The organism is Actinoallomurus sp. NPDC050550, from assembly GCF_040655075.1.
Lineage (GTDB): Bacteria > Actinomycetota > Actinomycetes > Streptosporangiales > Streptosporangiaceae > Actinoallomurus.
Genome location: NZ_JBFAJC010000078.1, coordinates 1 through 26291 on the forward strand (window position 1 = coordinate 1; position 26291 = coordinate 26291).

Genomic DNA, 26291 nt, shown 5'->3' on the forward strand with positions numbered 1-26291 from the left:
CTCATCCGTCAACGTCACCTCGGCCACCGGCCGACCCCTGCGAGCCAGCCAGCAACCCCACAATTCTTCAACGAATTTCAGACGCGAGACACTAGCCGGGGATCAGGCCTTTGGGTTCTGGGCGGTCGACGACGAACGAGCGGACGAGCTCTGCCATCGTCTTGGGGTCCCACCCGACGATCTGGCCGATGCCGGGCTGCCAGGCGCCGACGGTTGGGATCGTCTTCGCGGTGACGGCGCCATCGCACAGTGCCAGCGCCAGGCGGACCAGGTCGTACAGATGGTTGCCCTTGTCGACCGTGACGACGGCGAGGGCTGTCCTGACGAACGCGATGACCCGCGCCGGTTCGAGGGCCGCATCCGGACTCGTCGCCTTCTCGATCACTGCGGCGATGAGCCTTCGCCGGCGTTCGGCGGGACCCGGGCGGGCATGGGGGAGGGCGCCGCCGCGCAGATAGTCCAGCGCCCGGTCGCCGGAGACGGTGGAGCAGTCCGCGGATGCCCACGGCGCGGCGACCCGGGTCGGCTCGTCCGCGCAGATTCGCACCCCGCCGACCGCGTCGGCGAGTGAGACCAGACCGCCGAGACCGATCTCGACGTAGTGGTCGATGCTGGCGTGGACGATGCTCTCGACCTCGCGGATCAACAGTTGTGGCCCGCCTCGGTCGTAGGCCGTGCGGAGAGAGGCGACGCCGTAACCGGCGATCGTGGCGGTGGTGCGCAACGGCAGGCTGACGAGCAGCGGTCTGCCGCCGTCGTGGCGGAGGTGAAGCTCGATCGCCGTGTCGATGCGGCGCCCGCCGGCGCCGGTCATCGGCCGTTGTCCAGGCGGCTGGGGTGGGTCGTCGTAGGTGACCAGGAGCCAATCCTCGCCGAGTCCCCACGTGGGTTTGAGGGGATAGGGCGCCGTCGCGTCGATCCGGCCGAGGTCCGCTTCGATGAACAGGCATGACGCCAGCAGGACCACCAGGAGGACGTCGAGCACGGCGAACGGCCAGCGCCGCCCCCCGTACCTGGGTAGCCATGCTCTCGGCTCCCATGGCGGCGCGTCAGGGTTCATGGTGCGGCGTTCCTTCCGCTCGTCATCTCGTACCGGCCCGGTGGCAACACGGTTTCGTACAGCGCCCGATAGATCAGATGCTGCTACTGTCCGTAGTTATACCTGTGCGCAGTGTGCGAGGCAGTCCAGTGAAACATGATCTTCAGGAACGTCGGGGGGGACGAGGGTGCACGGGCGGATGGACCAGGCTTCGGCCGCGGGCCTCCGGGACCTTTGCCGACCGGCGACGCTGGTCCTTCTTCTGGTTCCCCTGAGCATGCTCGGGGCGGGCACGTCCACTGACGGCCGACTCGCCCTCGTCAGCGCGATCGCCGCGTCGGCGGCGATCGCCGCCGCATCGGTCCTTCTCGGCATCGTGCCGGTGCGGCACACCTACCTGTGGATGGTGCTCTTCGCCGGCCTGCTGGTCTTGAGCTTCGCCTTTCCCCTGGCGGCGGTGCCGGCGCCGCCAGGGCAGCGGTATCGGGCCGTCGATCTCCTCAGGTCGTTGAGCGCGATGCCTCACGCGCAGCTCGCTCGGCTCTTCGACCTCGTGGGAATCCTGGCGGGCCTGGCGCTGCTGGGCGTCAGCGTCGTCACCTCGCCACACCCCCGGCAGGCCGCGCGCGTGATCACGCTGTCCGGTGCGGCCGCCGCGGCGTACGTCCTCGTCCGCGGCGGATTCGACAACGTGCGTCTCGAAGGGCTCGGCTGCAACCCGAACTACCTCGGCTTTCTCCTCGCCATCCCGTTCGTCACCGCCGTGGGGCTGGTGCGGTACGCCCGTAATCCGAGATGGCTCGTGCCCGCGGCCGTCTGCGGCATCGCGCTCTCCGCGACGCACTCGCGGAGCGCGTCCCTGGCGGCCGCCGTCGGCGTCGCCATCGTCCTGCTCCAGGGCTGCTCCCGGCTCCTCCAGATCATTCTGATCTCCGGCGTCGCCACGGCCACGACAGCGGCGGCGGCCGGCGGGATGCTCCAGCCGATGGGACGGCATATCGAGAACCTGGGTGCGGGTGGCCGGACGATCACTGATCTGAGCCTCAGCAACGGTCTGCGCAGGAAAGTGGCGGAGTTCGCCGTACGCGTGATCATCGAGCATCCGCTGCGGGGGATCGGCCTTTCGACGTTCCCCGGCTATGCCCAACGCTCCCCGGACGTCGGCGTCTACCTCGCCACCCATGACGAATATCTGCGGCTGGCCGCCGAGGCGGGCGTCATCACGTTGATCGTGTTCGTCGTCCTGCTCTGGCTCGGCCTGGGGCGGCGGCAGGTCGGCGACCTGGCGCTGCTGCGGGCCGTCGTGCTCACGTACGGGGTGATTCTCCTGCTGTCCAATCCGTTGGCGAATCCGGTCGTCAGCGCGCCCTTCTGGGTCTCGATGGGGTGCCTCCTGGCCTCCCGGCCCAGCCGGGGGCTCACCACGAGGGCGCTGGTGGTCGGCGCGGCTCGGGCACTCAGGCGGAAACGAGAGACGACCTCGATCGCCCGACCGCCACGAGAAGGGGCGGAGCCACGTGCCTGACGTCCGAACCGATGCCCGGAGGGATGACCGGTTCCGATTCGGGGAGAACTGGCGTTCCTTCATCGAACTCGTCGACGACACGAGGATCGCCGCCGCCGTCCACGCCGTCCGCGATCCGCTGGGGGTCGCCGACCTGGCGGGCCGTACCTTTCTCGACGTGGGGTGCGGCAGCGGGCTCTTCTCGCTGGCCGCGCAGCGGCTCGGGGCGCGGGTTCGCGCTTTCGACTTCGATCCCGAGTCGGTGGCGGCTGCTGCCGAGCTACGCAGGCGGTTCGCACCGGGCAGCGACTGGGGCGTCGAGCAGGGGTCCATCCTCGACGACCGGTTCGTCGAGCGGCTGGGCACCTTTGACGTCGTCTATGCCTGGGGCGTTCTGCACCATACGGGCGACCTGTGGGCTGCGATCGACGCCACGTCCCGCCTGGTCGTACCAGGCGGCCTCATCTACATCTCGGTGTACAACGACCAAGGGCCACGGAGCCGGATGTGGTGGCACGTGAAACGGCGCTACAACAGGTCCGGTTCGCTGGTACGGCGGCTTCTCCTCGCGGCGAGCGCCGCCTATCTCGTACGGAACGCGCCGCTGCGCCGGCTCATGCGCGTGGCCTCCGTCGGCGCCGGCGTGCCGGACCGGCGGGTACGGCCACGGGGCATGTCCGCGTGGCACGACCTCGTCGATTGGGTCGGTGGGTTTCCCTTCGAAGTGGCCAGGCCCGAGCAGGTGTTTCTGTTCCTGCGCTCCCGGGGCTTCGAACTGCGCCACATGACGACCTGCGGAGGCGACCTCGGGTGCAACGAGTACGTCTTCGAACGTCCTCACGACGGTTGCCGGACCATGCCGAGCAGTTCGCGGTAGACGCGCACGTGCTCGTCGACCATGACGTCGTTGCTCAGGTGCGCCTCGCTCCACGCGCGTGCTCTCAGACCGAGGTCGGCGGCGAACGCCGGATTCCCGATCACCCGTGCGATCCCGTCCGCCAGCGCCTGGGGATCGGCCGGCGGCACCAGTACGCCGCGGCCGCGGAGCAACTCGCCGGCGCCTCCGACCTCCGTCGCGACGACCGGGCGTCCCGCCGCCATGGCCTCCATGACGGCGTTGCTCATGCCTTCCTGAAGTGAGGCCAGCGCTACGACGTCGCACCGGGCCAGCAACCGTCCGATGTCGGTTCGCGTACCGAGGAAGCGGACGTCGACGCCGAGCCGCGTCGCCTGACGCTCCAGCGCCGCCCGCTCGGGCCCGTCGCCGGCCAGCGCGAGTGTGCAGGGGACCCCACACGTCCGCAGTCGTGCCATGGCCTCGAGGAGGTACCGGTGGCCCTTGTACGAGATGAGGTTGGCCACGCAGAGCACGACCGGAAGCCGGGTGGCGAGGGGAGCGGGAGGCATCGGCTCGAAGGCGGAGCCGGGAAGACCGTTCCGAACGATCGTGAGCTTCTCCGCCGTGACGCCTCTGTCGCGCAACGCGTCGTCGGCGACGGCCCGCGCGTTCGCTATGAGATGGTCGGTCACGCGCGTCGCCGCAGCGTCCAAGGCCGACACCAGCGGTCGGCCCCGCTTGAAATCCCCGAGGCTTCTGCGGCCCGCCACGAGCACCGGGACGCCCGCCGGGCGTGCGGCCGCGGCGGCCGTCACGTGGCTGTGGAAGAGGAACGCGTGCAGCACGTCCGGCCGCGTCCGGCGCAGGCGCCCGACCAATCGGAGGAACGCCGCCGCGTTGTCCGACGGCATCCGCCAACCCGCGGAGCGGCGCTGGAACCCGAGGTGTATTACGGGGACACCGGCGGTGCGGAGGGTGTCTTCGTGCGGACCTCCCTCGAACATCACCAGCACGCTCGTGTCGACGCCCCGTGCGCGCAGGCCCTCGGCGAGCAGGGCGACCTGCTTCTCGGTACCGCCGAGGCCGAGTTGGCCGATCAGCAGGCACACGCGCTCGAGCGGGGCCGACGTTCCGCCGGCATCGGCCCGCGCCGAGACCGCGACCTCACCGCCTGGGGCCTGTCTCAAAGTTCCCGCCCTGTCATGGTCGTGATGGTAAGACGACGATTTCCCGCCGACGGTCGCCGTCCGCTTCTCACCCATTGTCCGTGTCGCCCGCTCGGGGGTGATATTCGCTAGGCAGGGACGATGGTGGTCGAATTTCCAAAGAATATTTTAGGAAAGCCGATGCTGATGGTCGACGTCGACTTGAATGCCGCGCATCCGGTCTGGATACCGTTGTAAGCCGACGGCCGACCGATGGAATTCATGACGATAATATGGCGGAGGCATCCCATGAGTTGGCACGATGTCGCCTTGGCGCCGGGCGTGGTCGCCGGGCCGTCTCCGTACGACTCGGCCCGATTCGGTATCGCCGTCGATCGGATCTCCGTATCCGCAGCGTCGGCGGCGACGCTCGAGGACGTACTCGACGCGATCAATGCCTCCACGGCGGATGTCGTGGTCCTGCGTTATCCGGCCGATCGCATGAGCTGGTTCGCGGCCCTGACGGAACTCGACCGGACCGCCATCGTCGCCGACAACCTCGTCGGCTGGAAACTGGCCACGGGCCAGGGGCGACGTCCCCCTCCGCTGCCGGGCGGTCTCGAGATCGTCGACTCCGTGAGCGCGGCGGAGATGGACGCCATGATCGTCGATGCCTTCCGCGATTACGGCAACCACTACCGCGCCAATCCACTGTTCGATCCGGCGCTGGTGCTAGCGGGCTACCAGGAATGGGCCCGTCGGGAGATCACGAGCGGCGTCGTCGCCATCCGAAACACCGAGAGTCGAGATCGCGAATCCGGGATGCTCGGATTCGTCACTTACGGCGCCGCGAGCGGTGTCGCCGAGATCGAGCTCAGCGGCGTGGTCTCGGGGGCCCAGAACGCCGGGCTCTACCATCACCTGCTCGCCGGAACGGAGGGCCGAGCGGCGTCGCGCGGAATCGAAAGCGTGGTCATCTCCACCCAGAGCCGGAACGTCCGAGTGCAGCGTCGCTGGGCGGACTATGGCTTCAAGCCTGTGCTCAGCATTTTCACAGTCCACCTTATCCGGCGGGGCCTGCTGAGAAATCCGGCAGAGCCCGCTGAGAACCGGTCAAGACAAGGATAACGACTTTGCCGGATACTACCGTGATTCCGTTCAACCGCCCCTATGTCGCCGGAGCGGAGCAGGAATATCTGGTGCGGGCCATGGCCGGTGGTGCTCTGGAGGGGGACGGGCCTTTCACGAGACGAGCGAACGCGCTGATCGCCGAGCTCATCGGGGCCTCCTCAGCCCTGCTGACGACCTCGTGCACGCATGCGCTGGAGATGAGTGCCCTGCTCCTCGGCATCGCCCCCGGTGACGAGGTCATCATGCCGTCGTTCACCTTCACCTCGACCGCCACCGCCTTCGCGCTGCGCGGCGCGGTCCCGGTCTTCGCCGACTGCCGTCCGGACACGCTCAACCTGGACGAGCGGCGGATCGAGGCGGCGATCACGGAACGGACGCGCGCGATCGTCGTCATGCACTACGCCGGCGTGGCCTGTGAGATGGACGCCATCATGGCGATCGCCGAGCGGCACGGCCTGGCCGTGGTGGAGGACAACGCACACGGGCTCTGTGCCCGTTACCGCGGCCGAGCGCTGGGGTCGTTCGGCGCGATGGCCACCCAGAGCTTCCACGCCACGAAGAACGTGCAGTGCGGGGAGGGCGGTGCGCTCGTCCTGAACGACCCTGGGCTCGTCGAACGCGCTGAGATCATCCGGGAGAAGGGCACCAACCGCGCTCAGTTCTTCCGCGGAATGGTGGACAAGTACCGATGGATCGACATCGGTTCGAGCTACCTGCCCTCCGACATGCTGGCCGCCTTCCTCGTCGCACAACTCGAGGCGATCGACGACATCCAGGCCCGGCGGCACCGTGTCTGGGCGGCCTATGACGAGTGGGTGGCCGACTGGGCCAAGGAGCGTGAGGTGCGGCGGCCGATCGTACCCGCCGACCGAGACCATCCGGCTCACCTGTACTACCTGCTGCTGCCCGATCTGGCCCACCGCCAGGCGTTCCTGCGCCATCTCAGCGAGCAGGGGGTGCGGGCGGCATTCCATTATCAGCCGTTGCACACCACGCCCGGGGGACTGCGGTACGGACGCGTGGCGCCGGGTGGATGTCCGGTTACCGAGGACGTCGCCGACCGGCTCGTGCGGCTTCCACTGTTCGCCGCGATGAGCGATGACGAACTGCAACGCATTGTCAAAGCCGTCATCTCCTACTGAGACGGGCATCGCCGCGAGTATCAAACTCATATCCCGCCGGTAAACGTTCACAAAAAGAAGCCGTGTCCGCCGGGTCGCGTGCACGCCCATGAGATCATTTGCATGACACGCGGACTCGGGGGGGCTCGTGGAAGCTGCAGAACGATGAAGGCACTGGTGCTCGCAGGGGGACGCGGTACTCGCCTGCGTCCCCTCACTCATACGTCGGCGAAGCAACTTGTCCCGGTCGCCAACCGGCCAGTGCTGTTTTACGGCCTGGACGCGATCTGCGAGGTAGGTATCACCGACGTCGGGATCGTCATCGGTGATACCGGGAATGAGGTGCGCGCGGCGGTCGGTGATGGGTCGCGTTTTGGGATGGACGTCACTTATATCCCGCAGAAGGAACCGCTCGGGCTCGCGCACTGTGTGCTCATCGCGAAGGACTTCCTGGGCGACGACGACTTCATCGTGTACCTCGGCGACAACTTCCTCGTCGGCGGCATCTCGAACCTCCTTCAGGAGTTCCGGGCCGGCGGTTACACGGCGCAACTGTTGCTGAGCAAGGTCGCCGAGCCGCAGTTCTACGGCGTTGCCGAACTCGACCGGGACGGTCGCATCATCAGCCTGCAGGAGAAGCCCGAACTGCCGAGAAGCGATCTGGCGATCGTCGGCGTGTACGCGTTCACAGCAGCGATACACGAGGCGGTAGGCGCGATCAAGCCCTCGGCGCGCGGTGAACTTGAGATCACGGACGCGGTCCAGTGGCTGATCGACCAGGGACATCGTGTTCACTCGCACATCGTCACCGGTTACTGGAAGGACACCGGTCGTCTCCAGGACATCCTGGAATGCAACCGCATTCTGCTCGAGACGGTCGAGCCGGACCTCGCCGGCGTGGTAGCGGGCCGATCGGAGATCGACGGCCGAGTCGTGGTCCACCCGGACGCGGTGGTCGAGGATTCGGTACTCCGCGGACCGATCGTCATCGGGGCCGGAAGCAAGGTGCTCCGCTCCTACGTCGGTCCGTTCACGTCCATCGGGGATGACTGCCTCATCGAAGAGGCCGAGATCGAGTACTCCATCGTCCTCGGTGGCTCGACGATCCAGGGCGTGCCGCGGATCGAGTACTCCCTGATCGGCAGGGACGTCGAGGTGACGCGTGCCGTTCACGCACCTAATGCCCACCGCCTGATGGTCGGTGATCACAGTAAGGTCCAACTGCGCATATGAGGTTCTTCGTCACCGGTGGTGCTGGATTCATCGGATCGCACTATGTTCGCGCATTGCTTCGTCGCGGCTACCCGGGATGGGAGGATGCGGATGTCACGGTGCTGGACAAGCTCACCTACGCCGGTAACCTCGCCAACCTCGCATCCGTGGCAGGCCATCCGCAGTTCACCTTCATCCGAGGTGACATCGGCGACGGCTCGCTTCTCAAGGAAGTCGTTCCCGGCCATGATGTGATTGTCAATTTCGCCGCGGAGTCGCACGTCGACCGGTCGATCGACGACGCCGGCGATTTCGTGGTGACGAACGTTCTGGGCACACAGCGGCTGCTTCAGGCGGCACTCGAATATGGGGTCCGGACGTTCGTGCAGGTCTCCACCGACGAAGTGTACGGATCGATCGATGATGGGGCCTGGCGGGAGACCGAGCCGTTGTTGCCCAACTCGCCCTACTCCGCTTCCAAAGCGGGCGCGGATCTGCTCTGCCGTGCCTTTTATCGCACCTATGGTTTGGATGTCAGAGTTACTCGCTGCTCGAATAACTACGGGCCGTGGCAGTATCCTGAAAAGATCATTCCGCTGTCCATCGCGAACCTGCTCGATGGACGCAAGATCCCCTTGTACGGCGACGGTCGGAATGTCCGTGAGTGGCTACACGTCGACGATCACTGCCGTGGCATCCAGCTGGTACTGGAGAAGGGGTCGGCGGGCGAGACATACAACATCGGCGGTGGTACCGAGCTCACCAACTTCGAACTTGTCGGCAGATTGCTCGAGGCGGTGGGGGAGGGCTGGGACATGGTCGAGTACGTCGCAGATCGTCTGGGGCACGATCGCCGGTACTCGATCGACACGACGAAGATCCGAGGCCTCGGTTATCGACCCGAGGTCGATTTCGACGAGGGGCTCGCGGCCGTCGCGCGCTGGTATGCGGACAATGAGGACTTCTGGCGGCCGCTCATTGAGGCGGAACGCCCGACGGTGCGTTAACCCATATTCGTGAGAGCGAACTTGGCGAAAGGATCGGTATGCATCCCCGTGTCATCTTCGTGGGTGGCGTCTCTCGAAGTGGAACCACGCTCCTGCATCGCCTCCTCGGTCAGTTGCCCGAGGTCGTCTCGCTGGGTGAGGTCTGCAACCTCTGGGGGACAGGACTCAGAAATGGAGATCTATGTACCTGTGGGGACCTGATCGCTTCCTGTGTTTTCTGGAAGGAGATAGGCGACCGGGCGTTTGGTGGCTGGGACGCCGTTGATCTGCAGGAAATGCGACGACTCCGTGGATCGATCGACCGGATTCGCTTTCTTCCGGCGTTGCTCCAAGGCAAGCGCTCCGGCGCGGTCCAGACGACGGCCGCCGCCTACGCCTCTTACTACACCAAGATCTACACGGCCGCACTCGAAGTCAGTGGCGCGCAGGTCGTCGTTGATTCGAGCAAGCGGGCGCCGTTGGCCTGCTGCCTTGGCATGTATGCCGACGTCGACCTGAGACTGGTTCACGTAGTTCGCGACAGCCGTGGCGTTGCGTATTCTTGCACAAAAAACGTAGTGCGGGTGGATTCCGTTCGTGGCGCAACCCTGGGAACGGCGTCGCCGGCGGATACGTCAATCAATTGGATCGTTCAGAACCTTGCTTTGGAGATTCTGAGCAGAAAGGGAGTGTCGACCCGCATGCTCGCCTATGAACGCCTCATCGACGATCCTGTCGGCGTCCTCCGTGAAGTCATATCTTTTGCGGGCCTGTCGGTCGATGAGTCGGCGATGAGATTCCTGTCCGATGATCACGCTGTGCTGGACGCCGGGCACAGTATCGGAGGCAATCCGATGCGTGCGCAGACCGGTCGCGTCTCCCTTCGCCTCGACGATGCCTGGCGCACTCACCTTCCCCGTACCGACCGTCTGCTGGTGTCCGCGCTCACGTACCCATTGCTCCGCCGCTACTCCCGCAGCTGAGAAAGAGTTCTACTCTCTCGGCCCAGGCAGGACGAGCCCCGTCAATCCTTCGATGCGGCCGATGGCCCGCTGGAGATACCAAATGGTCAGGGCCCAGCGTCCGCCGGCGATGCTCAGCGCCGCTGCCGCGAGAGGGCGGAAGACCACCCTGATCCGGAGGCCGAGGCCGTGGTGGGCCCGGTACACGCGTCCGGTGCCGCGCGCATAGCGCCTGGCCTTGATGTGGTAGGCGCGTTCACCTGGTGACGGCGCGTCGGGGTTGTACTCGACGATGATGATCTGGGGGTCGAACAGGATCGTCCAGCCGGCCTTCAGGCCACGAAGAAGCAGATCCGTTCCCTCCCCCGATTGCCAGGGTGATGCGGCGCCGACCCCGAGATCTTCGTCGAAACCGCCCACGGCGCGGAGGAAGTCGCGCCTTAGAAAGACCGTGTGCTCGATGGCGCTCGTCCACACCGTCCGATGGTTCAGCGGCATCTGCCGGTCGCCGAACGAGGTGAGCTGAGCCGGTCGACCCGGGGTGCCGACCGAGCGACCGGAGACCCCGCCGGCCGATGGAGAACGCGCGAGGGCCGCCGCGGCTTGCGCGAGCGTCTCGGGCAGATAGCTGGTGTCGTCGTCCGGAAACGCGACGAAATCGTAGTCTCCCAGGGCCGCGACACCTACGTTGCGTCCGACCGATGCGCCTCGTGCCGAGGTCAGACGACGCACAGGGAGCCGATCTGCCCATGAGGCGACCACGGCGCGTGTGCCGTCGTCGCTGCTCTGGTCGACGACGACCACCTCGCTGGGCCTGAGCGTCTGCGCGTGGATGGATGCCAGCAGGTGGTCCAGCAGCTTGGGCCGCCCGATCGTGGTCACAACGACAGCGAATTTCGGTTTCGATTTCATGTCACCGTTGTTCAATTCATCCGGGTCAATGGTAATTCCTGGAGAGACGCCTTCGCTCTTCCTGTGGACCCATTATATGGATCTGCTCTGAGGTAGCGGTTGCAGCATGACGGTCCATCGATATGGGGGTGTCGCGTTGGCTGTGGCGATCGCTCCGGATTGTCGCGGTGGCGGCGGCGTCCAAATATTACCGAGAATGACCTTCTCATTTCCTCATTCTTTGTGTGACCATCGTTCGGATCTTGTTACGTTGCTGGTCGCTACGCTTCTTCTTTTACGGTGAATCGGCGAGGAGAGGGTCATGGCGCAGGCGCCGCCGGCAGATCAGATGACAATGCCGATCGGGACTGAGCGCCCGATACGATGGCCGGCGAAAGCGCTACGATCGGGCTGGGTTCCCACGGCGCTCGTGATCGCGGTGGCTGCCGCTCTTTTGCGACATTATGGCGTGCCCCTACGCGAAACGGCGTTCTTCGGCGCCTTCATCACTCTGGGTTCCACGGTGCCGGGGGTGCTGCTGTGGCGCGCTTTTCGAGGGGGATCGCAGTTCGTCGCCGAAGAGGTCGCGGCCGGGACGGTCCTCGGACAGGCGATCACCGTACTCATTTATGTGGGCGCACGGTGGGCCGGGCATCCTTTGTTCGTGCTCGCGTGGCCGGCCGTCACGATAACCGCTTTTCTCGCCGTACCGGCATTGCGGCGACACTGGCGAAGAACGGGGCCCATCAGGCACGTCCCGGCTGCCTATTCCTGGGCGCTCGCGGCTCTGGTCGGGTTCGTCGTACTGTCGACCGGGTCGGCGTTCTACCGTCAGCACGGGCTGACGTGGCCGGGCTATGCCGCGCCCTACATCGACATGCCGTACCATCTGGGCCTCATCGGTGAACTCAAGCACCATATGCCACCAGAAGCGCCGTCCGTGGCCGGTGAGCCGCTCTACTATCACTGGTTCGTCTACGCGGACATGGCGGCCACCAGTTGGGTCACCGGCATCGAGCCGCAGACGCTGCTGTACCGGCTGTTCATGCTGCCGACCCTGGCGACGTCGCTCGTACTGCTCTTCGCGGCCGCACGGCGCTTGACCGATCGGTGGTGGCCCGGGATGGTCGCGCTGGCGATCAACTGTCTGGTATGGGCGCCGAGCGTGTACTCCTGGTACCCCTCCTTGGGCGTCGACTTCCTGATACGCGCTGACGTGCCGTGGCGAAGCCCGACGCAAGGGCTCGGGGCGATGATGTTCGCGCCTGTCATTCTGCTGCTCATCGACCTTCTTCGTCGGCCGAGGTCGGGAGCGGGGCCGTGGATCCTGTTCGTCACCTTGCTCATGGGGGTGATGGGGGCGAAGGCCACCTATCTCCCGATGCTCATCGCGGGCCTTCTCATCGTGCTGATCGGGACGATCATCGCGAGACGGCGCCTGCACCGACCGGCACTCGTGGCGCTCCTGGCCGCGGCCCCCTCCGTGCTGATCGCGAAATTGGTGCTGTTCGGCGGGAACTCTGACGGCGTGATTTTTCACCCCGGGTCGATGTTCGGTGCTGTGGCTGATGTGGCCGCCTCGACGTCCGATCCTCCGCAGGCGTTGCGGGAGGTCGCGGCGCTGGTGAGCATTGTCGGTCGGGTCTTTGTCTGGGGAGGCGCACTGTGCCTGGCCCTCCGGCGAAGGACCTTGTGCGACCCGGCGATCCTCCTGCTCCTTGGAATCAGTGTGACGGGGATCGCGGTCGCGTGCATTCTGCGTTTTCCCGGTAACTCCCAGTCGTACTTCCTCTGCGGCGTGATGCCATGTATGTCTCTCGTATCCGTCTACGGGCTGATGGCTGTGCTTCCGGGGCGGCTCGGCCGACGCTCGGGAATCATGCTTCTCGGTGCCTCGGCCGGTGGGGTCGCTGCGGTCTTGGCGGTCCGCGGACTGGGGGGGAACACCAGGCCGACCGTGGGTGACGCACTGCCGCGTATGCTCGGCCCGTTCTTCGCGCTCATAGTGATCAGCATCGGGTGCATGGTGCTTCTGGTGTTGGCCGGACGCCGGCGTCCATCCGTGCGGTCCCTGTCGCCGGTGGTGGCGCTCGCCTTCGTCGGCGGGCTCATCCTGCCCGGGAGTCTGCTCCACGTCCGGCAACTCTGGCATGGCATTCCCCGAGACCCGTTGGCAGCCGCGATCGGCGCGGGGACTCTCGAGGCGGGACGGTGGCTGCGGGATCACTCGCGTCCCGATGACCTGGTCGCGACCAACGCCGTCTGCCTCTCCGGCATGGGCTGCGACGATCGGCGCTTCGCCGTATCGGCGTATTCGGAGCGACGCGTCCTGGTGGAGAGCTGGCGCTACACCGCGAGAGCGCATATGGAGGGGGTGAGACGGCACATTCCCGACGAGTCAGTGCCCTTCTGGGACCTTCGGCGGCTGATGGCCAACGACGCCGTCTTCCACCGGCCCTCACTCGAGGCGGTTCGGCGACTACGCCACACGTACGGTGTGCGCTGGCTCTTCGTCGACAGGAGTTTTGACCGGCCCGCTCCCGACCTCGACCGATTCGCGCGCCTGCGCTATGCGGCGGGTCAGTGCAGTGTCTACGAGATCACGGGCTGAGACGGACACTGACGTCCGATCGGTCCTTAGCGCGATTCGAGTGTGCGTCGAGCATCATGTTCGCGATCGCCAGATGGTCATCGTTGTTGGTCGCGAGAAGGTTCGCCCCGAGGCCCTCTTTCATGCCGAGACGAAGGACGTCCTGCTTCGTGCAGGCGCGCATCCTGATCTCATGGACGAGGAACACATGGTGATAATTTGAAAAAATCACATCAAGGAGCTCGTACGGCGAGAAGCCGCAATTCTCCAGCCCGTGCGGACTGTATTCGATCAGTAGCGTCGGGGCGAGGCTCAGTGTCTTCTGGGCGCCTCGAAGTACGAACCCGTCGTAGCCCTCGGCGTCGATCTTGATGAGGTCTGGCGTACCGATCTCATGGTCCGCCAGATACGAATCGAGTGAGACCACGGGGACCGACGTCGAGCTGGACCATCCCAGCGCGTTACCGGCGCCGATGGAATGATGGCCGATGCCCCTCGCCAGGTAGATCGTCGCGGAACCGATCTTCTCGCCGACCGCCGCCGCTTCGACGGTGACCTTCTCCAGGAGGCCGTTTCGGGTGATGTTCCCCCGCAGGTAGGCGACGTTCTCCGGTACGGGTTCGAACGCGACCAGATGGCCGCCCTCTGGAAGATTTGCTGCGCCGACACAGGAGTAAAGGCCGATGTTGGCACCGATATCGATGATCACCTTGCTGCGGGTCGCCAGGCGCTCGAAAAGGACGATCTCGACCTCTTCGTAATAACCGGCGAACAGTTGGTGAATGATCGAGAAGTCGCGTGCCGGACCGGTCAGACTCAGCCCGCGGTATACCGTCGCGACGTCATCGCCATTCGCGGAACAGCCGAATTTGTAAACCATCTTCTGGATGCGCTTAGTGATCGTGAGATCCTGAACGCGCGTTCGCCTGAACAGTTTCCGGGAAACCTTGAGAGTCTGGCGAGCGATTTGCCTGCGCACGATGCTGGTCAACTCCCTGATAGTCGACTGTGCCGAGTTGCTCGGCGGGCACTGCCGGCCGGTGTCGCCGACCGAGTGGTCGGACGGTCGTCTGGGGTCGATGTCTCGCGTACAGCACGGCGCCGTACAGGCAGGACAGTGTCATGGTGGCGGCGAGACCCGTCGCGGCTCCCTGAGCGCCGGCGAAAGCGGCGCCGATGGCGGCCGCGCCGACCAGGGCGACCGCCGTGGCCAGCCTGAATATGAAGAGCGCGCGTATCGCCTGCAGGGCGCGTAGGGCCCCCGCCGGCCCCAGCACCGCGCCCTGCGCGATGCGAAAGACGGTCTGCGCCGGCAGCAGAGGAGCCATGAGCTGCCATGATCTGCCGAACACCAACGCGCCGACGCTCGCCGGCAACACCATCGCCAGCACCCCCGAGGCGGCGCCGACGGTTCCGAGTCCCAGCGTGACCACGAGGGTTCCCTGGCCGAGCCGGTCCGGCCGGTCGGCGAGCAGCCGTGACAGTTCGGTGATGGCGATCACTCGGCCGGCGTTGATCACCACGGCGGCCGGGCCGAAGACCGTATCCGCGGCACGCAGCGAGCCGACGGCCGCCAGCCCTGCGATCCTGCCGACCACGATCAGCGTCCCGTAGGAGCAGATCGTCAGCACCACGCCCTCGACCAGGTACGGACGTGCGAGATCGCCGTACTCGCGGAGCCAGCCGGACGCGGAGGCGAAGCGCGGCAGCACCCGGGCCTGGGCGATCGCGATCACGGTGGCGATCAGTCCGCTGAGTCCCCAGACCAGGAACACCCAGGTCATCTTCGTGGTCACCGACAGCACGACGAACATGGCGACGCACTGGCTCAGCCCCCAGGCGGCATCGCTCACGATGGCCTTGCGGGGCTGGCCGGCGGCGATGAAGCCCATTCGCAGGGTGCTCTGAATGAGGAGCACCGGGAGCAAAGCTGCCAAGATCAGGACCGGAGCGGTGATGCCGCCCAGGATCGGGCCGGACAACGGGAGCAGCGCGACGGCACCGATCAGCCCGAACACCGCCGCGGCTCCCGAGCTGTCGCGCAGTGCCCGGCGCGCGGAGCCGGGGTCCCGGGGGAAACGCACCATTAGTGGCTCGGCGAACGTTGTCTGGGTTAGCTGATGAAAGACTACGTAATAGCCATATAGCAGGGCGAATTCGCCGAATGCTGCGGCCGACATACGCCGTGCCGACAGAATGATCAACATAAAATTCGTCGCACTCGATATGACCTGATCGGCGAGGATCCATCCGCCTCGGCGGGTGGCATGAGTGAGCATGATCAGTCCTCTCTGGCGCGTGCGCGATGTAGCAGCATCCAAGTAATCAGCCCACCGACGATCAGAGGAAAGGCGCGGCCAAGTCCCCAATAGAAGAGCATTCCCATTTCGAGGATGCCGACATAGATGACAGCGTAGAGGACGATTCCACGCAGTTCTCCGGAACGCATGCTGTGGTAGCAGATTCCGATGAGCAGCCCTACGGCGCCCCACCAGACGACTGCGCCGAAAAGGCCATAGTCGATGATGCTGGGAAGGATTCCCCCGGGAGTATTGAATTCCAGATTTCCGTATCTCGCATACAGATATGATCTGTAGTCGGTACCGTTGGTGGCACTGTTGTCGATGTGAACGAATGATCTCACGACTGGGAAGTTCCATAGGAACGGTCCGGTGTAGATAGGTATCGGCGAATTCGTTGAATCATGGGCTAGGAGTATGGCTGAATTGTTGCTGGAGGTAGCGTAATATCCGCCAAGTCGCCGTAGCACGAACCCGATGAAACCGGTGTCACTATGGCGTGCGTAGAAATCGTTCCAGCTGCGGGTGTACTCAAGGGCGCCGAAGACGGTCGCCAAGACCAGTGGGCCAAGGAGCGGAAGCATCGCCCATAGGATTGAATGCTGCCGCCGTCGGCCTTTGGGAAATGCTGTCGCGGCGAGCACGATTACGGGGACGGCCAGTTCCATGAGGGCGATACGCTCAGTATTGAAGAAGCCTCGGGCCAGGCCGAAACTCGCGAGTGCGACCAGTCCGAGCGTGTGCCGTCGGCCGCTGATCCGGCGATCCAGCAGCAAGCAGATAAGAGCGAGCGGGCCGACTTGGGTAAGTGTCGTGATTCCCGGAACGGTGGTGAGGTATTCACCTCTGGCGGATTGCAGTACGCCCCGCTGCAGGGCGAGCGCGTCGTACAGCTGTTGTGCTCCGTAGCCACGTGATACGGCGGCCACGGCCCACGTCACGTACCCGATCAAGGCAAGTATCAGGAACACGCGTCCGGCCCACAGCAAGACTTTCTGTTGACCGACCGTGACGATTTCGTGTGGCTTTCGGGAATCATGCCTACGGCGTTTGATGAGGTTCGGTACCAGCGTGCCGGTGACGAAAACGCCGAGAAGTAGCGCGGTGAGAAGCGCCTCAGCCGTGCCGAAGTATTTCGGCGTGCGCCACCAGAGACGGAAGTCGTCCGCCGGGATGAGGCACGCGATGGCCAAACACGGTAGGACGCTCAGGATGCCGGTCCAGCCTGGATGCAACCACCAGGCCCCTTGGCGCAGCTGGAGCGGACTCGGCGTGGACGAACGGCGCCCCGCCCCGGTCGGGCGATCGTGGAGCGCTGCATGAACGCGTTCTGGCACGGACGTCTCCAGCCTTATCGGCGAGTGCGGTTTCATCGAGTCGTTCAAGAACGGGATGCCGCCTCGGCCTGGTTATTCGGCTGAGGCTGCACATCCCCGCTTCTCCATCGACAGACTCCGGATACCGGCCGGCTCTGAAGTCGGGTCTGCCGGCCGAAGTCATCCGACAGGGGTCCTTGTCGGTGCCGCACCGTTCGCCGGCGAAACCGGGTCCACGTCCTCGAGGCGCGGCTTTTTCTCATCGGGGCGATAGCCCGAGTTGCCGCCGTAGTAGCGGTAGCGGTCGTGCTTCCCCTTCGTCGCCATGTTGACGATCACTCCCAGTGTGATTCCGCTGACCGCGTCCATGCTCTTGACGGCCTCGCGCAGCTCATCGCGTTTCGTTCGTCCCGCACGCACGACGAGAAGGACGCCGTCGCTGCCGGAGGCGATCACCGCCGCATCCGTGACCGGGAGCAGCGGGGGCGAGTCGATGATCACGTAGTCCGCGTCGGCCTGGAGTTCTTCGAGGAGCAACTGCATCTTCTGGGTTCCCAGCAGCTCGCTCGGGTTCGGTGGTACCGGACCGCTGGCCAGCACGTCGATCGCACAGCTTCTCTCGGCGCGCTGCATGACGTCGGCCATGCTGGCCTGACCGGACAACACGCTGGTGAGCCCGATCTCCTCGACGAGACCGAGCGAGCTCGCGACGGTCGGGCGTCGCAGGTCGGCATCGACGATGACGACGCGGGCACCGTCCTCGGCGAGCGAGAACGCAAGGTTCAGGGCGACGCTGGACTTTCCGTCGCCTTCGAGCGGACTGGACACGACGATCGTCCGTGGGGGTCGGTCGACATTGATGAAGCGCAGGTTCGTTCGGAGCTTGCGGAATCCCTCGGCCCGGAGACCGAGCGGGTCGGTGTCGTGGACGAGGGTTCGTTTCCGCGCGGCGCGCTCGTAGACGATTTCGCCGAGTACGGGCAGACCACTCGCCAGGCCCGCGTCGGACGTGACGTCGATCCGGGTGTCCAGGGCCTCTTTGAGCATCCCTGCCAGCGCGCCGGCGAGGGCGCCGAGCACGATGCCGAGGAGGGTGTTCAACACCGGCCTCGGGCTAATCGGCGCGCTCGGCTGCGAACCCGGCCTGACCACCTGGATCCGTACGGTCGGTGGACGCCCCGGCAGCGGTGCCTCCAGTTCCGCCACCGTGGTGATGAGGTGCTGCGTGACGCTGTTCACGATCCGCGCCGCCATCACCGGATCGGAATCGCGTACGGCGATGTTCATCAGCACGGTGTCGATCGGTACGTCGACCTTGAGTCGTTTCGCGAGCATGTCCGGCCGCATGCGCAGCCTCAGCTCACGGATCACGGGAATCGTGACCTTCGGCGTCGTCACGAGGCCGGCGTACGACCGGACCTGCTGCTGGCTGAAGAGCGTCCCTTGATAAACCTGATCCAGTTTCTGTGCCTGCTGCGACACCGAGACGAAGACCGATGCCTTCGACTCGTACATGGTCGGTTGCAGCATCGTGATCAGCTGCGCGACGCCGATCCCCAGCAGCATGACGCTCACCAGCAGCGCCAGGTGCCGCCGGATCGCGGTGATCAGTTCCCTTACGCTCATGCAGTCCCCCGTGTCGGACCTTCGTGAAATGCGAAGTTCTCGGCGTTCTAGTTGTCGGTGCTCTCGTGGGCCGCGTCCTCACGAACGCGATAGCGCTGCCGGGGCCGTGCCCTCGCCGTTCGAGGAACTCGGGCGGCCCGACAGCAGGCGCGTGAAGACCTCCAGATGACGCCGGGCCGATTCGGCCCAGGTGAACCGCTGTGCGTTGGCCAGGCCGTGAGTGTGCAACTCTGTGGCGAGGGCGTCATCGGTGAGGACGTCTCGTAGCGCCGCGGCGATCGACCCGGAATCGAGGTCACGCAGCAGAATGGCCGCCTGACTGGAGACTTCCGGCAGGGCGCCACGGTCGGAGCAGATCACGGGTGTCCCGCACGCCATCGCCTCGATGACGGGCAGCCCGAACCCCTCGTGGCTCGACGGGAGCGCGAAGACGGCGGCGGCGCGGTACAGCGGGGCGACCAGCTCCGCCGGCACCTGACCCAGGTATCGCACGTGCGGCGCGGTCGCCACGAGCCGCTCGACCGGCTCCGACCCGAGGAAGGGACCGCCGGCGACGACCAGTTGGATCCCGAGCCCGGCGATCTCCGGCCGGCCGACCGCGTCGACGAGGGTCGGGATGTTCTTTCGGGGGTCGAGATTGCCGAGGTAGAGAACGAACCGTTCCGGTAGGCGCAGGCGCGCGAGGAGGTCGGCGTCCGCCGAACCGTCGGAATGGAAACGATCGGTGTCGACGCCGTGTGGGATGACGTGCAGGCGATGCTCGGGGACTCCGAACGCGCGCTCGATCTCGGCCGCGGAGCTTGCGGAGACGGTGACCACGGCGTCAGCGGCGTGGGCCAGGCGGCTCACGCGTGCCCGCCAGGTGCGTTCCCAGAGTGTGCGCCGGATGCCCGGGACATGCTGGGGAACGCCGTGGATCGTCGCCACGATCGGCAACCGGCCCGTGCTCAGCGCTCCGGTGTCCGCGGGGAAGTGCAGCAGATCAGCGTGCCGGTGGTCCACCGTACGCGGCCAGACGAATCCCTCGGCCGCCGCGTGGCAGAGCTGTCGCGCCGGCCCGCGGAGCGTATCCCCGGGTGGCACGAGGAGCGTGTGCTCGACACCGAGCCGCCCCAGCCTCCGGTAGAGGCTCTCCGCGTAGGTCGTGTTGCCGCCGACGTTGCGGCGCAGTACCTTTCCCGCCACCGCGACCCGAATCCGGTCGGTCACGCTCTCTCCTTCACTGGTAGGGCCGGAGCTCCATAGGCCGCGGCCAGCCGCCTCGCCTGGACCTCCGGCGTGTGCTCGTGCAATGCCGCGCGGCATCGGTTCGTGTGCTCGACCCGGTGCGCGGGATCGGTCATGCGGCGCACCGTCGCGGCGAGCGCCTCTGGGGTGCGGACGAGTCCGGGAAGCCCGAGCGCGGCCAGATCCGGTAGTGACCGCACGACCATGGGCAGTCCGGCTGCGGCCGCCTCCAGCATCGCCATGGTCGGCGCGACCTCCCAGAGCGCCGTGTGCACGTAGACGTGCGCCTGGCCGAGCCTGCGCAACACCTCTTCCCGTGGCAACCAACCCGCGACGTGCACGCCGGCGGACTCGAGCCGCTCACGACGTCCGGGATCGCCGTCGCCGATCCACTCCCAGCGGATCGGCCAGCCGCGCCTGCGCGCCTCCATGCTCGCCTCGGCGAGGAAATCCGGGTCCTTCTGCCGGCAGATCCGCCCTACGGCGACGGCGGCCACCTCGTTCTCGGCCGGTCGCGCGGCCGGGATCACCGGCTGGACCCGGACGGCATGCGGTACGCACACCACCTGCTGCCGTCCGCGCAGCATCCGGGCGAGCGCGGCTTCCCGGGGACTTGCCGCCGCCACCACGCCCGTTCGCCGCGCGAGGATGGATTCCGCGATACGGAACATTCCACGTACCCGCGGAATTACATCGACGCGTTCGAACGCATAACAGTGCGGCGAATAGACGATACGATCCGCCGGGATCGACGGGCAGCCGCGAACGTAGATTCCGGCGTACGAGGAATGGGCGTGCACGATATCGGGCCGGATCAGGTTGTAGGCATGATGGATCGTGCGAATGCGCGCCGGGTGGCCCTCGGGCAGCCGAAGCCAGCCTCGCACCTGTCCGGCGAGTGTCACGCCGGTGTCCTCTCCATCGCGTGTGGCGGTGAGCAGCCAGTGGTCGAACGTGGGCGTCGCGCGGATATAGCCGGCTACGGCGCTGCTTACGCCACCGCCCCAGCATTCGACGACATGGATCACCGTGAACCGGCGCGTGAGTTCGGCGGAACGTGCGCCTTCCGGCTCACAATGCGCCGTTACCATTGACCACCGCACCAAGCGTCTTGAAGAGGATCCATAGGTCCAACCTCAGCGACCATTCCGCTACGTAACGGAGGTCCAGCTCCATCGCGTGCTGCCACGGCAGGGTCGAGCGGCCGCTGATCTGCCACAGGCCGGTCAGACCCGGTCGTACGGCGAGGCGGCCGCGCTCCCGGCTCGTGTACAGCGCGACCTCCGAGTGGACCTGAGGACGGGGTCCGACCAGCGACATTTGACCGAGTGCCACGTTCCAAAGCTGGGGGAGCTCGTCGAGGGACCATCGGCGCAACCAGTGACCGATCCGGGTCACACGGGGGTCATCGGGCACTTTGAAGAACGGTTCGTCGGCCCGTCCGTGTGTCCGCAACAGGTCCGCGAGCTGGTCATCGGCGCCGACCCTCATCGAGCGGAACTTCCACATCCGGAACGGCTTGCCGTCGATCCCGATGCGCTCATGGACGAAGAGCACCGGTCCCGGGCCGCTCAATCGCACCGCGACGGCGATGGCCACCAGAACAGGAGCGAGGACGAGCAGCGCGACAAGGGCGACCAGCCGATCGACGGCGTGTTTCACTCGAAGTGCCGCCGGTCCACTGAGGAGACGTTTCTCGGGCTGCACTTCCGCCAAACGTAGATGTGCCTCGACGTCCTCGATGAGGCCGACATCCTCGACGACGCCGACGCTCTCGTCGGCAGGCGCGTTCTGGCCTGACTGCGCGCTCGGTGTGGAAATGGACACTGTCGTCCTCCGGCATGTTGAATAATCTCCGCTCCCCGGCCCCAGGTATATCGCCTACGTGCGATTAGTCACTCCTTGCTCAAGATCAACACTTGGTCAGTTGACCGGAAATTATCTCTTGCGGTTCTTTCGGGGACTGTACGTGTCCGGGGCAAATAGCCTGGGTACCTGGCGTGCGACGGCTGCGATGTCATGGTTGGGGGTCGAAAAGACCGATGTGCGGGATAGCGGGAATCGTGTCGATTGGTCATCCGGATTCCGGTCTTCTCCGCTGTATGTGCAAGGTGCTCGCTCACCGAGGGCCGGACGGTGCGGGCTTCCACGATGACGAGCACGCCACACTCGGCATGCGACGCCTCGCGATCATCGACGTGGCCGGTGGTGACCAGCCGGTTTACAACGAGGACCGGACCGTGGTCGCGGTCTTCAACGGCGAGATCTACAATTACGCCGCATTGCGGCGTGAACTGCGGAATCGTGGTCATCGTTTTGCCACGAATGGCGATACCGAGTGCCTTGTGCACCTGTATGAGGAATTCGGTGATGATCTGGTCCACCGGCTCCGTGGAATGTTCGCGTTCGCCATCTGGGACCGGACCAGGCGGCGGCTTCTCCTCGCCCGCGACCGGGTGGGCAAGAAGCCGCTGTTCTGGCGCTCCGACGGCGCGACGCTATGGTTCGGCTCGGAGCTCAAGGCGCTCATGCAGGACGCCACGGCGCGTCACGAGATCGACCTGGTGGCGCTGCACCACTATCTGACGTATCAGTACGTACCCGCCCCTTGGTCCATTCTCCACGGGATTCACAAACTGCCGCCGGGCCACCTGCTCTCCTGGCAGGACGGCATCGCCGTGACGAGTCGTTACTGGCGCCTCGACTGCACGCCGCGCGAGGTCACATCCGAAGAGGAGGCCGCCGAACAGCTTCGCGATCATCTGCTCGAAGCGACGCGCGTCCGCATGGTGAGTGAGCGGCCGCTGGGGGCCTTCCTCTCCGGCGGGCTCGACTCCTCGGCGGTCGTCGCCGCGATGGCCAGGCAGAGCGGCGAGCGCATCAAGACGTTCAGCATCGGTTTCGACGAGGAGAAGTTCGACGAACGACGCTACGCGCGCATGCTGGCCCGGCGTTACGCCACCGACCACCACGAGATGGTCGTCACCCCGTCCGCGCTCGACGTGCTGCCGACGCTGTCCTGGCACTACGACGAGCCGTTCGCGGACTCTTCGGCGATCCCCACCTTCTACGTCGCACGGATGAGCAGCGAGCAGGTGACGGTGATCCTCAACGGAGACGGCGGCGACGAGCTGTTCGGCGGCTACCTGCGCTATCTGCTCATGTCGCACGCCGGCCGGATTCCCGCGTTCCCGTTCCTGAGAGGCCGGCTCGACCGGGTCGGCTCCTCACTCTCGGCCCGCTGCGCCCCGCGCTCGGCGCTACAGCGGGCGGGCCGGGCGGTGGAGCTCCTGGGCCACCCGACGCCGCGGCGCTACGCACGGCTCATGTCCTACTTCACTCCTGAGCAGAAGACGGCTCTCTACTCGGACGCGCTGCGTACGCGGCTGGCGGAGGTGGACAGCTACGACCTGTTCGACGAGGCGTTCGCCGCCTCCCGCGCCGTCTCCGACGTCTGTCGTGTCATGGACGTCGACGTCAACACGTACCTTCCCGGCGACCTCCTGGTGAAGGTGGACATCGCCACGATGGCCAACTCCCTGGAGGCGCGTTCCCCGTTCCTGGACCACCACCTGATGGAGTGGGCGGCCGGGCTGCCGGCCCGGCTGAAGGTCCGTTCGGGCACGACGAAATACCTGCTGAAGAAGGCGGTCGCGGAATGGCTGCCCCCCGCGATCGTGACGCGGCCGAAGATGGGGTTCGGGGTGCCGCTCGCGCGGTGGCTCCGCACCGAACTGTCGGAACTCTCGTGGGACGTGCTGACGGACGGCACGGCGAGATCGCGAGGGCTGTTCCGGCCCGAGGCGGTGCGGGAGATGCTGAGGCGGCACGAGAACGGGCATGACCACGCCAACCGGATCTGGGCGCTCATCCAGTTCGAGCTGTGGTGCCGTGCCTTCCTCGACCCGCCTGGCACGAGTGACCCGGCTCCGGGATCCCGGCCGTGAACCGACGCGCCGCCTTCATGGTCCCCGAGCCGGTGCGGTGAACCGAGAAGCTCGGCAGGCCGCCGGAACCCTTTGCATCTACGCCGCCAGATTCCTTCTCGGCGCGCTCATGAGCGTGGTCGTGAACCGGTCGCTGGGGCCCGAGGGGCGCGGTACCTACGCGGTGCTGATGACCGTCGCGACGGTCGCCCTCCACCTCGGTCACCTGTCGGTCGAAGAGTCACACGTCGCGCTGTGGCCGCGAGTCCGCGACAGCGCTCTCATCACCGCCAACTGCCTGCTCTTCGGCATGGCACTCGGATGCGTCTGCGCGATCGCCGCCGGCATCGCGGTCGAGGGTCTGGGACCCGGCGTCGTGCCGGTCGGGGATCACGGCCTGCTGGTCCTGGCGATGGCCTGGATCCCCTGCGCCATGACCGAGAAGCTGCTCGCTCGCCTGATGGTCCTGAGGGCGCGCATCGACGTCAACAACTGGAGCGGCCTGCTCAGCGTGAGCGTGCACTGCGCGGCGCTGATCGGCCTGGCCGCCATGGCGAAGCTGACACTCTGGTGGATCGTCGCGCTGTGGACCATGTCCGCCGCGCTGCCGCTGGCGGTCCTGCTGCCCGCCGCTCGCCCGAGGCTGCGGCACTGCGATGCCGTCGTGGCGCGCCGGGCGCTCCGTCTGGGGTTGCGCTACCACACCGGCCTCGTCTCGATGTTCCTCCTGCTGCGCGCCGACATCCTGATGCTGGGTGCGATGACGACGACCGTCGAGGTGGGGCTCTACGCGGCGGCGGTGACGCTCATGGAACTCGGCAGGGTGCCTCCTGACATCGTCGCGAACCTCGCCATGCCTCGGCAGCTGGAGGCAGACGAGCGGACGGCCGCCGCGTTCACCGTCAGCTCCACGAGGATCGCCGCGCTCGTGGCCGCCGGCTCCGTCGCGCTGCTGTGCGCCACCGCGCCCTTCGTCGTTCCGGTGGTCTACGGGCCGGCGTTCACGGGGAGCATCGGCCCGCTTCTCGGCCTGGCGCCGGGCCTGTGGCTGATCGGGGCGACCAGACCGGTCGGCGCCTTCCTGCTGCGGCTGGACCGTCCCCTGCTGAGTTCGGTGACGACGGTCGTGGCCCTCACCGTCAACGTGGGGCTGAATCTCGCGCTGATCCCATCGTGCGGAGCCGTCGGCGCCGCACTCGCCTCCAGTATCGGTTACGGCGTGCTCGCGGCCTTGCAGGTCCTGTGGTTCCTGCGGGTGACGCGAACTCCGCCGCGTCAGCTCATTCCCCGGCGGTCCGACATCCGCTACGCGCTCACCGTGGGAGCGCGGTGATGTACGGCGGCGCGGAGGCGGGACTCTCCGACATCTCGCGTGCCCCGTCTGCGATCGCGTCGGCGAGGATGTCGTCGAGTGAGTATCGCGGAGTCCAGCCGGTCAGGGCGTGGAGCTTCGCCGTGTCCGGAACCTTCCGGTTCATGTCCTCGTACCCGGGCCCGTACGCCTGGTCGTAGGGAACCAGCCGGATCGGCGACGTGCTTCCGGAGCGCGCGATGATCATCTCGGCGAGATCACGAATGCTGATCTCCTGCGGCGACCCGACATTGAACGTCTGCCCGACCGCCGCCGGCTCGCTCATGAGCGGGAGGATCGCGTCCACGACGTCCCTGACATGAGCGAAACAGCGCGTCTGCCGTCCGTCCCCGAAGACCGTCAGGGGCTCGTTACGCAGGGCCTGCCGGACCAGACGCGGGACGACCATGCCGTACATCGGGCTCTGCCGGGGGCCGACCGTATTGAAGAGGCGGACCACGACCGTGGGGAGACCGCGTTCCCGGTGGTAGCTGGTCGCGAGGATCTCGCCGACGGCCTTGGCCGTGCTGTACGCCCAGCGCAGGACGGAAGGGCTGCCGAGAATCATGTCGGCGGTCTCCGTCAGGGGGTGGAGTGAGTTCTTCCCGTAGATGTCCGAGGTGCTGGTGACGAGGATCTTGCGGCGGTAACGGTGCGCGGCCTTGATCACGATCTCCGAGCCGCGGATGTTCGTGGTCAGCGATCTCAGCGGCTGCGCGACCACGAGCTTCACCCCGACCGCGGCGGCCATGTGGATCACCATGTCGCACTCGTGCACGAGTTCGTCGACCAGGAGCTCATCGAGCACGGAGCCGTGCACCAGGCGGAAGCCGGGGTGCCGGGCGACCGTGGCGAGGTTCGCCGATCGGCCCGTCGACAGGGTGTCCAGGGCGACGACCGAGTCGCCGCGTGCGAGTAGGGCCTCGACGAGATGCGAGCCGATGAAGCCGGCTCCGCCCGTCACCAGGTATCTCGTCCCGCTGTCTTCCGGCATGCCGCGCCTCCCGGGATTCCGTTGTCGTCGCTGCGGATGGGGCCGATTTCCGCGTACGGCATGGGTGGCGGGAATTTCGTTCCCGCCACCCATGCCGGCCCATTGCCGATTCCTGGTACCGCCACAGAAGAC

Annotated in this window: 21 protein-coding genes; 10 read left to right on the plus strand and 11 right to left on the minus strand. The window is 66.3% G+C overall.

Annotation, left to right across the window (positions count from 1 at the left end):
* Window positions 1-91: 91 nt before the first annotated feature.
* On the minus strand, window positions 92-1060 hold the full coding sequence (locus tag AB0I04_RS50410) for an LCP family protein (protein WP_360902443.1): 969 nt from the start codon (window positions 1058-1060) through the stop codon (window positions 92-94).
* Between the two features lie 178 nt (window positions 1061-1238).
* On the opposite strand from AB0I04_RS50410, the gene AB0I04_RS50415 reads away from it, so the two are divergent.
* Together AB0I04_RS50415 and AB0I04_RS50420 are read left to right on the plus strand one after the other, a co-directional pair.
* Window positions 1239-2564: an O-antigen ligase family protein gene (locus AB0I04_RS50415; RefSeq protein WP_360902446.1), complete on the plus strand. Its 1326-nt coding sequence runs from the start codon at window positions 1239-1241 to the stop codon at window positions 2562-2564.
* Window positions 2557-3420: a class I SAM-dependent methyltransferase gene (locus tag AB0I04_RS50420; RefSeq protein ID WP_360902449.1), complete on the plus strand. Its 864-nt coding sequence runs from the start codon at window positions 2557-2559 to the stop codon at window positions 3418-3420. Before AB0I04_RS50415 ends, AB0I04_RS50420 begins: the two co-directional genes overlap by 8 nt.
* Here AB0I04_RS50420 and AB0I04_RS50425 read toward each other — a convergent pair.
* Window positions 3381-4568: a glycosyltransferase gene (locus AB0I04_RS50425; protein ID WP_360902451.1), complete on the minus strand. Its 1188-nt coding sequence runs from the start codon at window positions 4566-4568 to the stop codon at window positions 3381-3383. The genes AB0I04_RS50420 and AB0I04_RS50425 overlap by 40 nt on opposite strands.
* A 288-nt stretch (window positions 4569-4856) precedes the next feature.
* On the opposite strand from AB0I04_RS50425, the gene AB0I04_RS50430 reads away from it, so the two are divergent.
* The 5 genes from AB0I04_RS50430 (at window position 4857) to AB0I04_RS50450 (ending at window position 9959) form a co-directional block, all read left to right on the plus strand.
* Window positions 4857-5654 carry a hypothetical protein gene (locus tag AB0I04_RS50430; protein WP_360902454.1) on the plus strand — a complete coding sequence of 266 codons (798 nt, stop codon included), beginning with the start codon at window positions 4857-4859 and terminating at the stop codon, window positions 5652-5654.
* Between the two features lie 5 nt (window positions 5655-5659).
* A complete protein-coding gene (gene rffA / locus AB0I04_RS50435) occupies window positions 5660-6799 on the plus strand; it encodes a dTDP-4-amino-4,6-dideoxygalactose transaminase (RefSeq protein WP_360902455.1) in 1140 nt (379 codons plus the stop codon).
* 144 nt (window positions 6800-6943) lie between these two features.
* Complete coding sequence (locus AB0I04_RS50440; protein WP_360902457.1) at window positions 6944-8011, plus strand: glucose-1-phosphate thymidylyltransferase; 1068 nt, start codon at window positions 6944-6946, stop codon at window positions 8009-8011.
* Window positions 8008-8997 (plus strand): dTDP-glucose 4,6-dehydratase, encoded by a 990-nt coding sequence (gene rfbB, locus AB0I04_RS50445; protein WP_360902460.1) that lies wholly within the window; start codon window positions 8008-8010, stop codon window positions 8995-8997. The genes AB0I04_RS50440 and rfbB overlap by 4 nt, the downstream gene beginning before the upstream one ends.
* Window positions 8998-9035: 38 nt before the next feature.
* On the plus strand, window positions 9036-9959 hold the full coding sequence (locus AB0I04_RS50450) for a sulfotransferase (RefSeq protein WP_360902463.1): 924 nt from the start codon (window positions 9036-9038) through the stop codon (window positions 9957-9959).
* A gap of 9 nt (window positions 9960-9968) precedes the next feature.
* Here AB0I04_RS50450 and AB0I04_RS50455 read toward each other — a convergent pair whose 3' ends face one another.
* Entirely contained in the window at window positions 9969-10865 is an 897-nt protein-coding gene (locus AB0I04_RS50455) for a glycosyltransferase (protein ID WP_360902466.1), read from the minus strand.
* A 286-nt stretch (window positions 10866-11151) separates the two neighbouring features.
* Here AB0I04_RS50455 and AB0I04_RS50460 point away from each other — a divergent pair, with 286 nt between their 5' ends.
* Window positions 11152-13440: a hypothetical protein gene (locus AB0I04_RS50460; RefSeq protein WP_360902468.1), complete on the plus strand. Its 2289-nt coding sequence runs from the start codon at window positions 11152-11154 to the stop codon at window positions 13438-13440.
* On the opposite strand, the gene AB0I04_RS50465 is transcribed toward AB0I04_RS50460, so the two are convergent.
* The 7 genes from AB0I04_RS50465 to AB0I04_RS50495 form a co-directional block, all read right to left on the minus strand.
* Complete coding sequence (locus tag AB0I04_RS50465; RefSeq protein WP_360902471.1) at window positions 13430-14410, minus strand: FkbM family methyltransferase; 981 nt, start codon at window positions 14408-14410, stop codon at window positions 13430-13432. The genes AB0I04_RS50460 and AB0I04_RS50465 overlap by 11 nt on opposite strands.
* Entirely contained in the window at window positions 14313-15788 is a 1476-nt protein-coding gene (locus AB0I04_RS50470) for a hypothetical protein (RefSeq protein ID WP_360902474.1), read from the minus strand. The genes AB0I04_RS50465 and AB0I04_RS50470 overlap by 98 nt, the downstream gene beginning before the upstream one ends.
* The gene (locus AB0I04_RS50475; RefSeq protein WP_360902477.1) at window positions 15701-16912 is read right to left on the minus strand and encodes an O-antigen polymerase; all 1212 of its coding nucleotides are present in this window, start codon (window positions 16910-16912) and stop codon (window positions 15701-15703) included. The genes AB0I04_RS50470 and AB0I04_RS50475 overlap by 88 nt, the downstream gene beginning before the upstream one ends.
* Before the next feature lie 303 nt (window positions 16913-17215).
* A complete protein-coding gene (locus tag AB0I04_RS50480; RefSeq protein WP_360902480.1) occupies window positions 17216-18661 on the minus strand; it encodes a polysaccharide biosynthesis tyrosine autokinase in 1446 nt (481 codons plus the stop codon).
* A 78-nt stretch (window positions 18662-18739) separates the two neighbouring features.
* The gene (locus AB0I04_RS50485) at window positions 18740-19870 is read right to left on the minus strand and encodes a glycosyltransferase family 1 protein (RefSeq protein ID WP_360902483.1); all 1131 of its coding nucleotides are present in this window, start codon (window positions 19868-19870) and stop codon (window positions 18740-18742) included.
* A complete protein-coding gene (locus AB0I04_RS50490) occupies window positions 19867-20916 on the minus strand; it encodes a glycosyltransferase family 4 protein (protein WP_360902486.1) in 1050 nt (349 codons plus the stop codon). The genes AB0I04_RS50485 and AB0I04_RS50490 overlap by 4 nt, the downstream gene beginning before the upstream one ends.
* Window positions 20917-20959: 43 nt before the next feature.
* Complete coding sequence (locus AB0I04_RS50495) at window positions 20960-21715, minus strand: sugar transferase (RefSeq protein WP_360902489.1); 756 nt, start codon at window positions 21713-21715, stop codon at window positions 20960-20962.
* Between the two features lie 275 nt (window positions 21716-21990).
* On the opposite strand from AB0I04_RS50495, the gene asnB reads away from it, so the two are divergent.
* Entirely contained in the window at window positions 21991-23835 is a 1845-nt protein-coding gene (gene asnB, locus AB0I04_RS50500) for an asparagine synthase (glutamine-hydrolyzing) (RefSeq protein ID WP_360902491.1), read from the plus strand.
* The gene (locus AB0I04_RS50505) at window positions 23729-25147 is read left to right on the plus strand and encodes a polysaccharide biosynthesis C-terminal domain-containing protein (protein ID WP_360902494.1); all 1419 of its coding nucleotides are present in this window, start codon (window positions 23729-23731) and stop codon (window positions 25145-25147) included. Before asnB ends, AB0I04_RS50505 begins: the two co-directional genes overlap by 107 nt.
* On the opposite strand, the gene AB0I04_RS50510 is transcribed toward AB0I04_RS50505, so the two are convergent.
* A complete protein-coding gene (locus AB0I04_RS50510; protein WP_360902497.1) occupies window positions 25128-26159 on the minus strand; it encodes an NAD-dependent epimerase/dehydratase family protein in 1032 nt (343 codons plus the stop codon). The genes AB0I04_RS50505 and AB0I04_RS50510 overlap by 20 nt on opposite strands.
* Window positions 26160-26291: the final 132 nt, after the last annotated feature.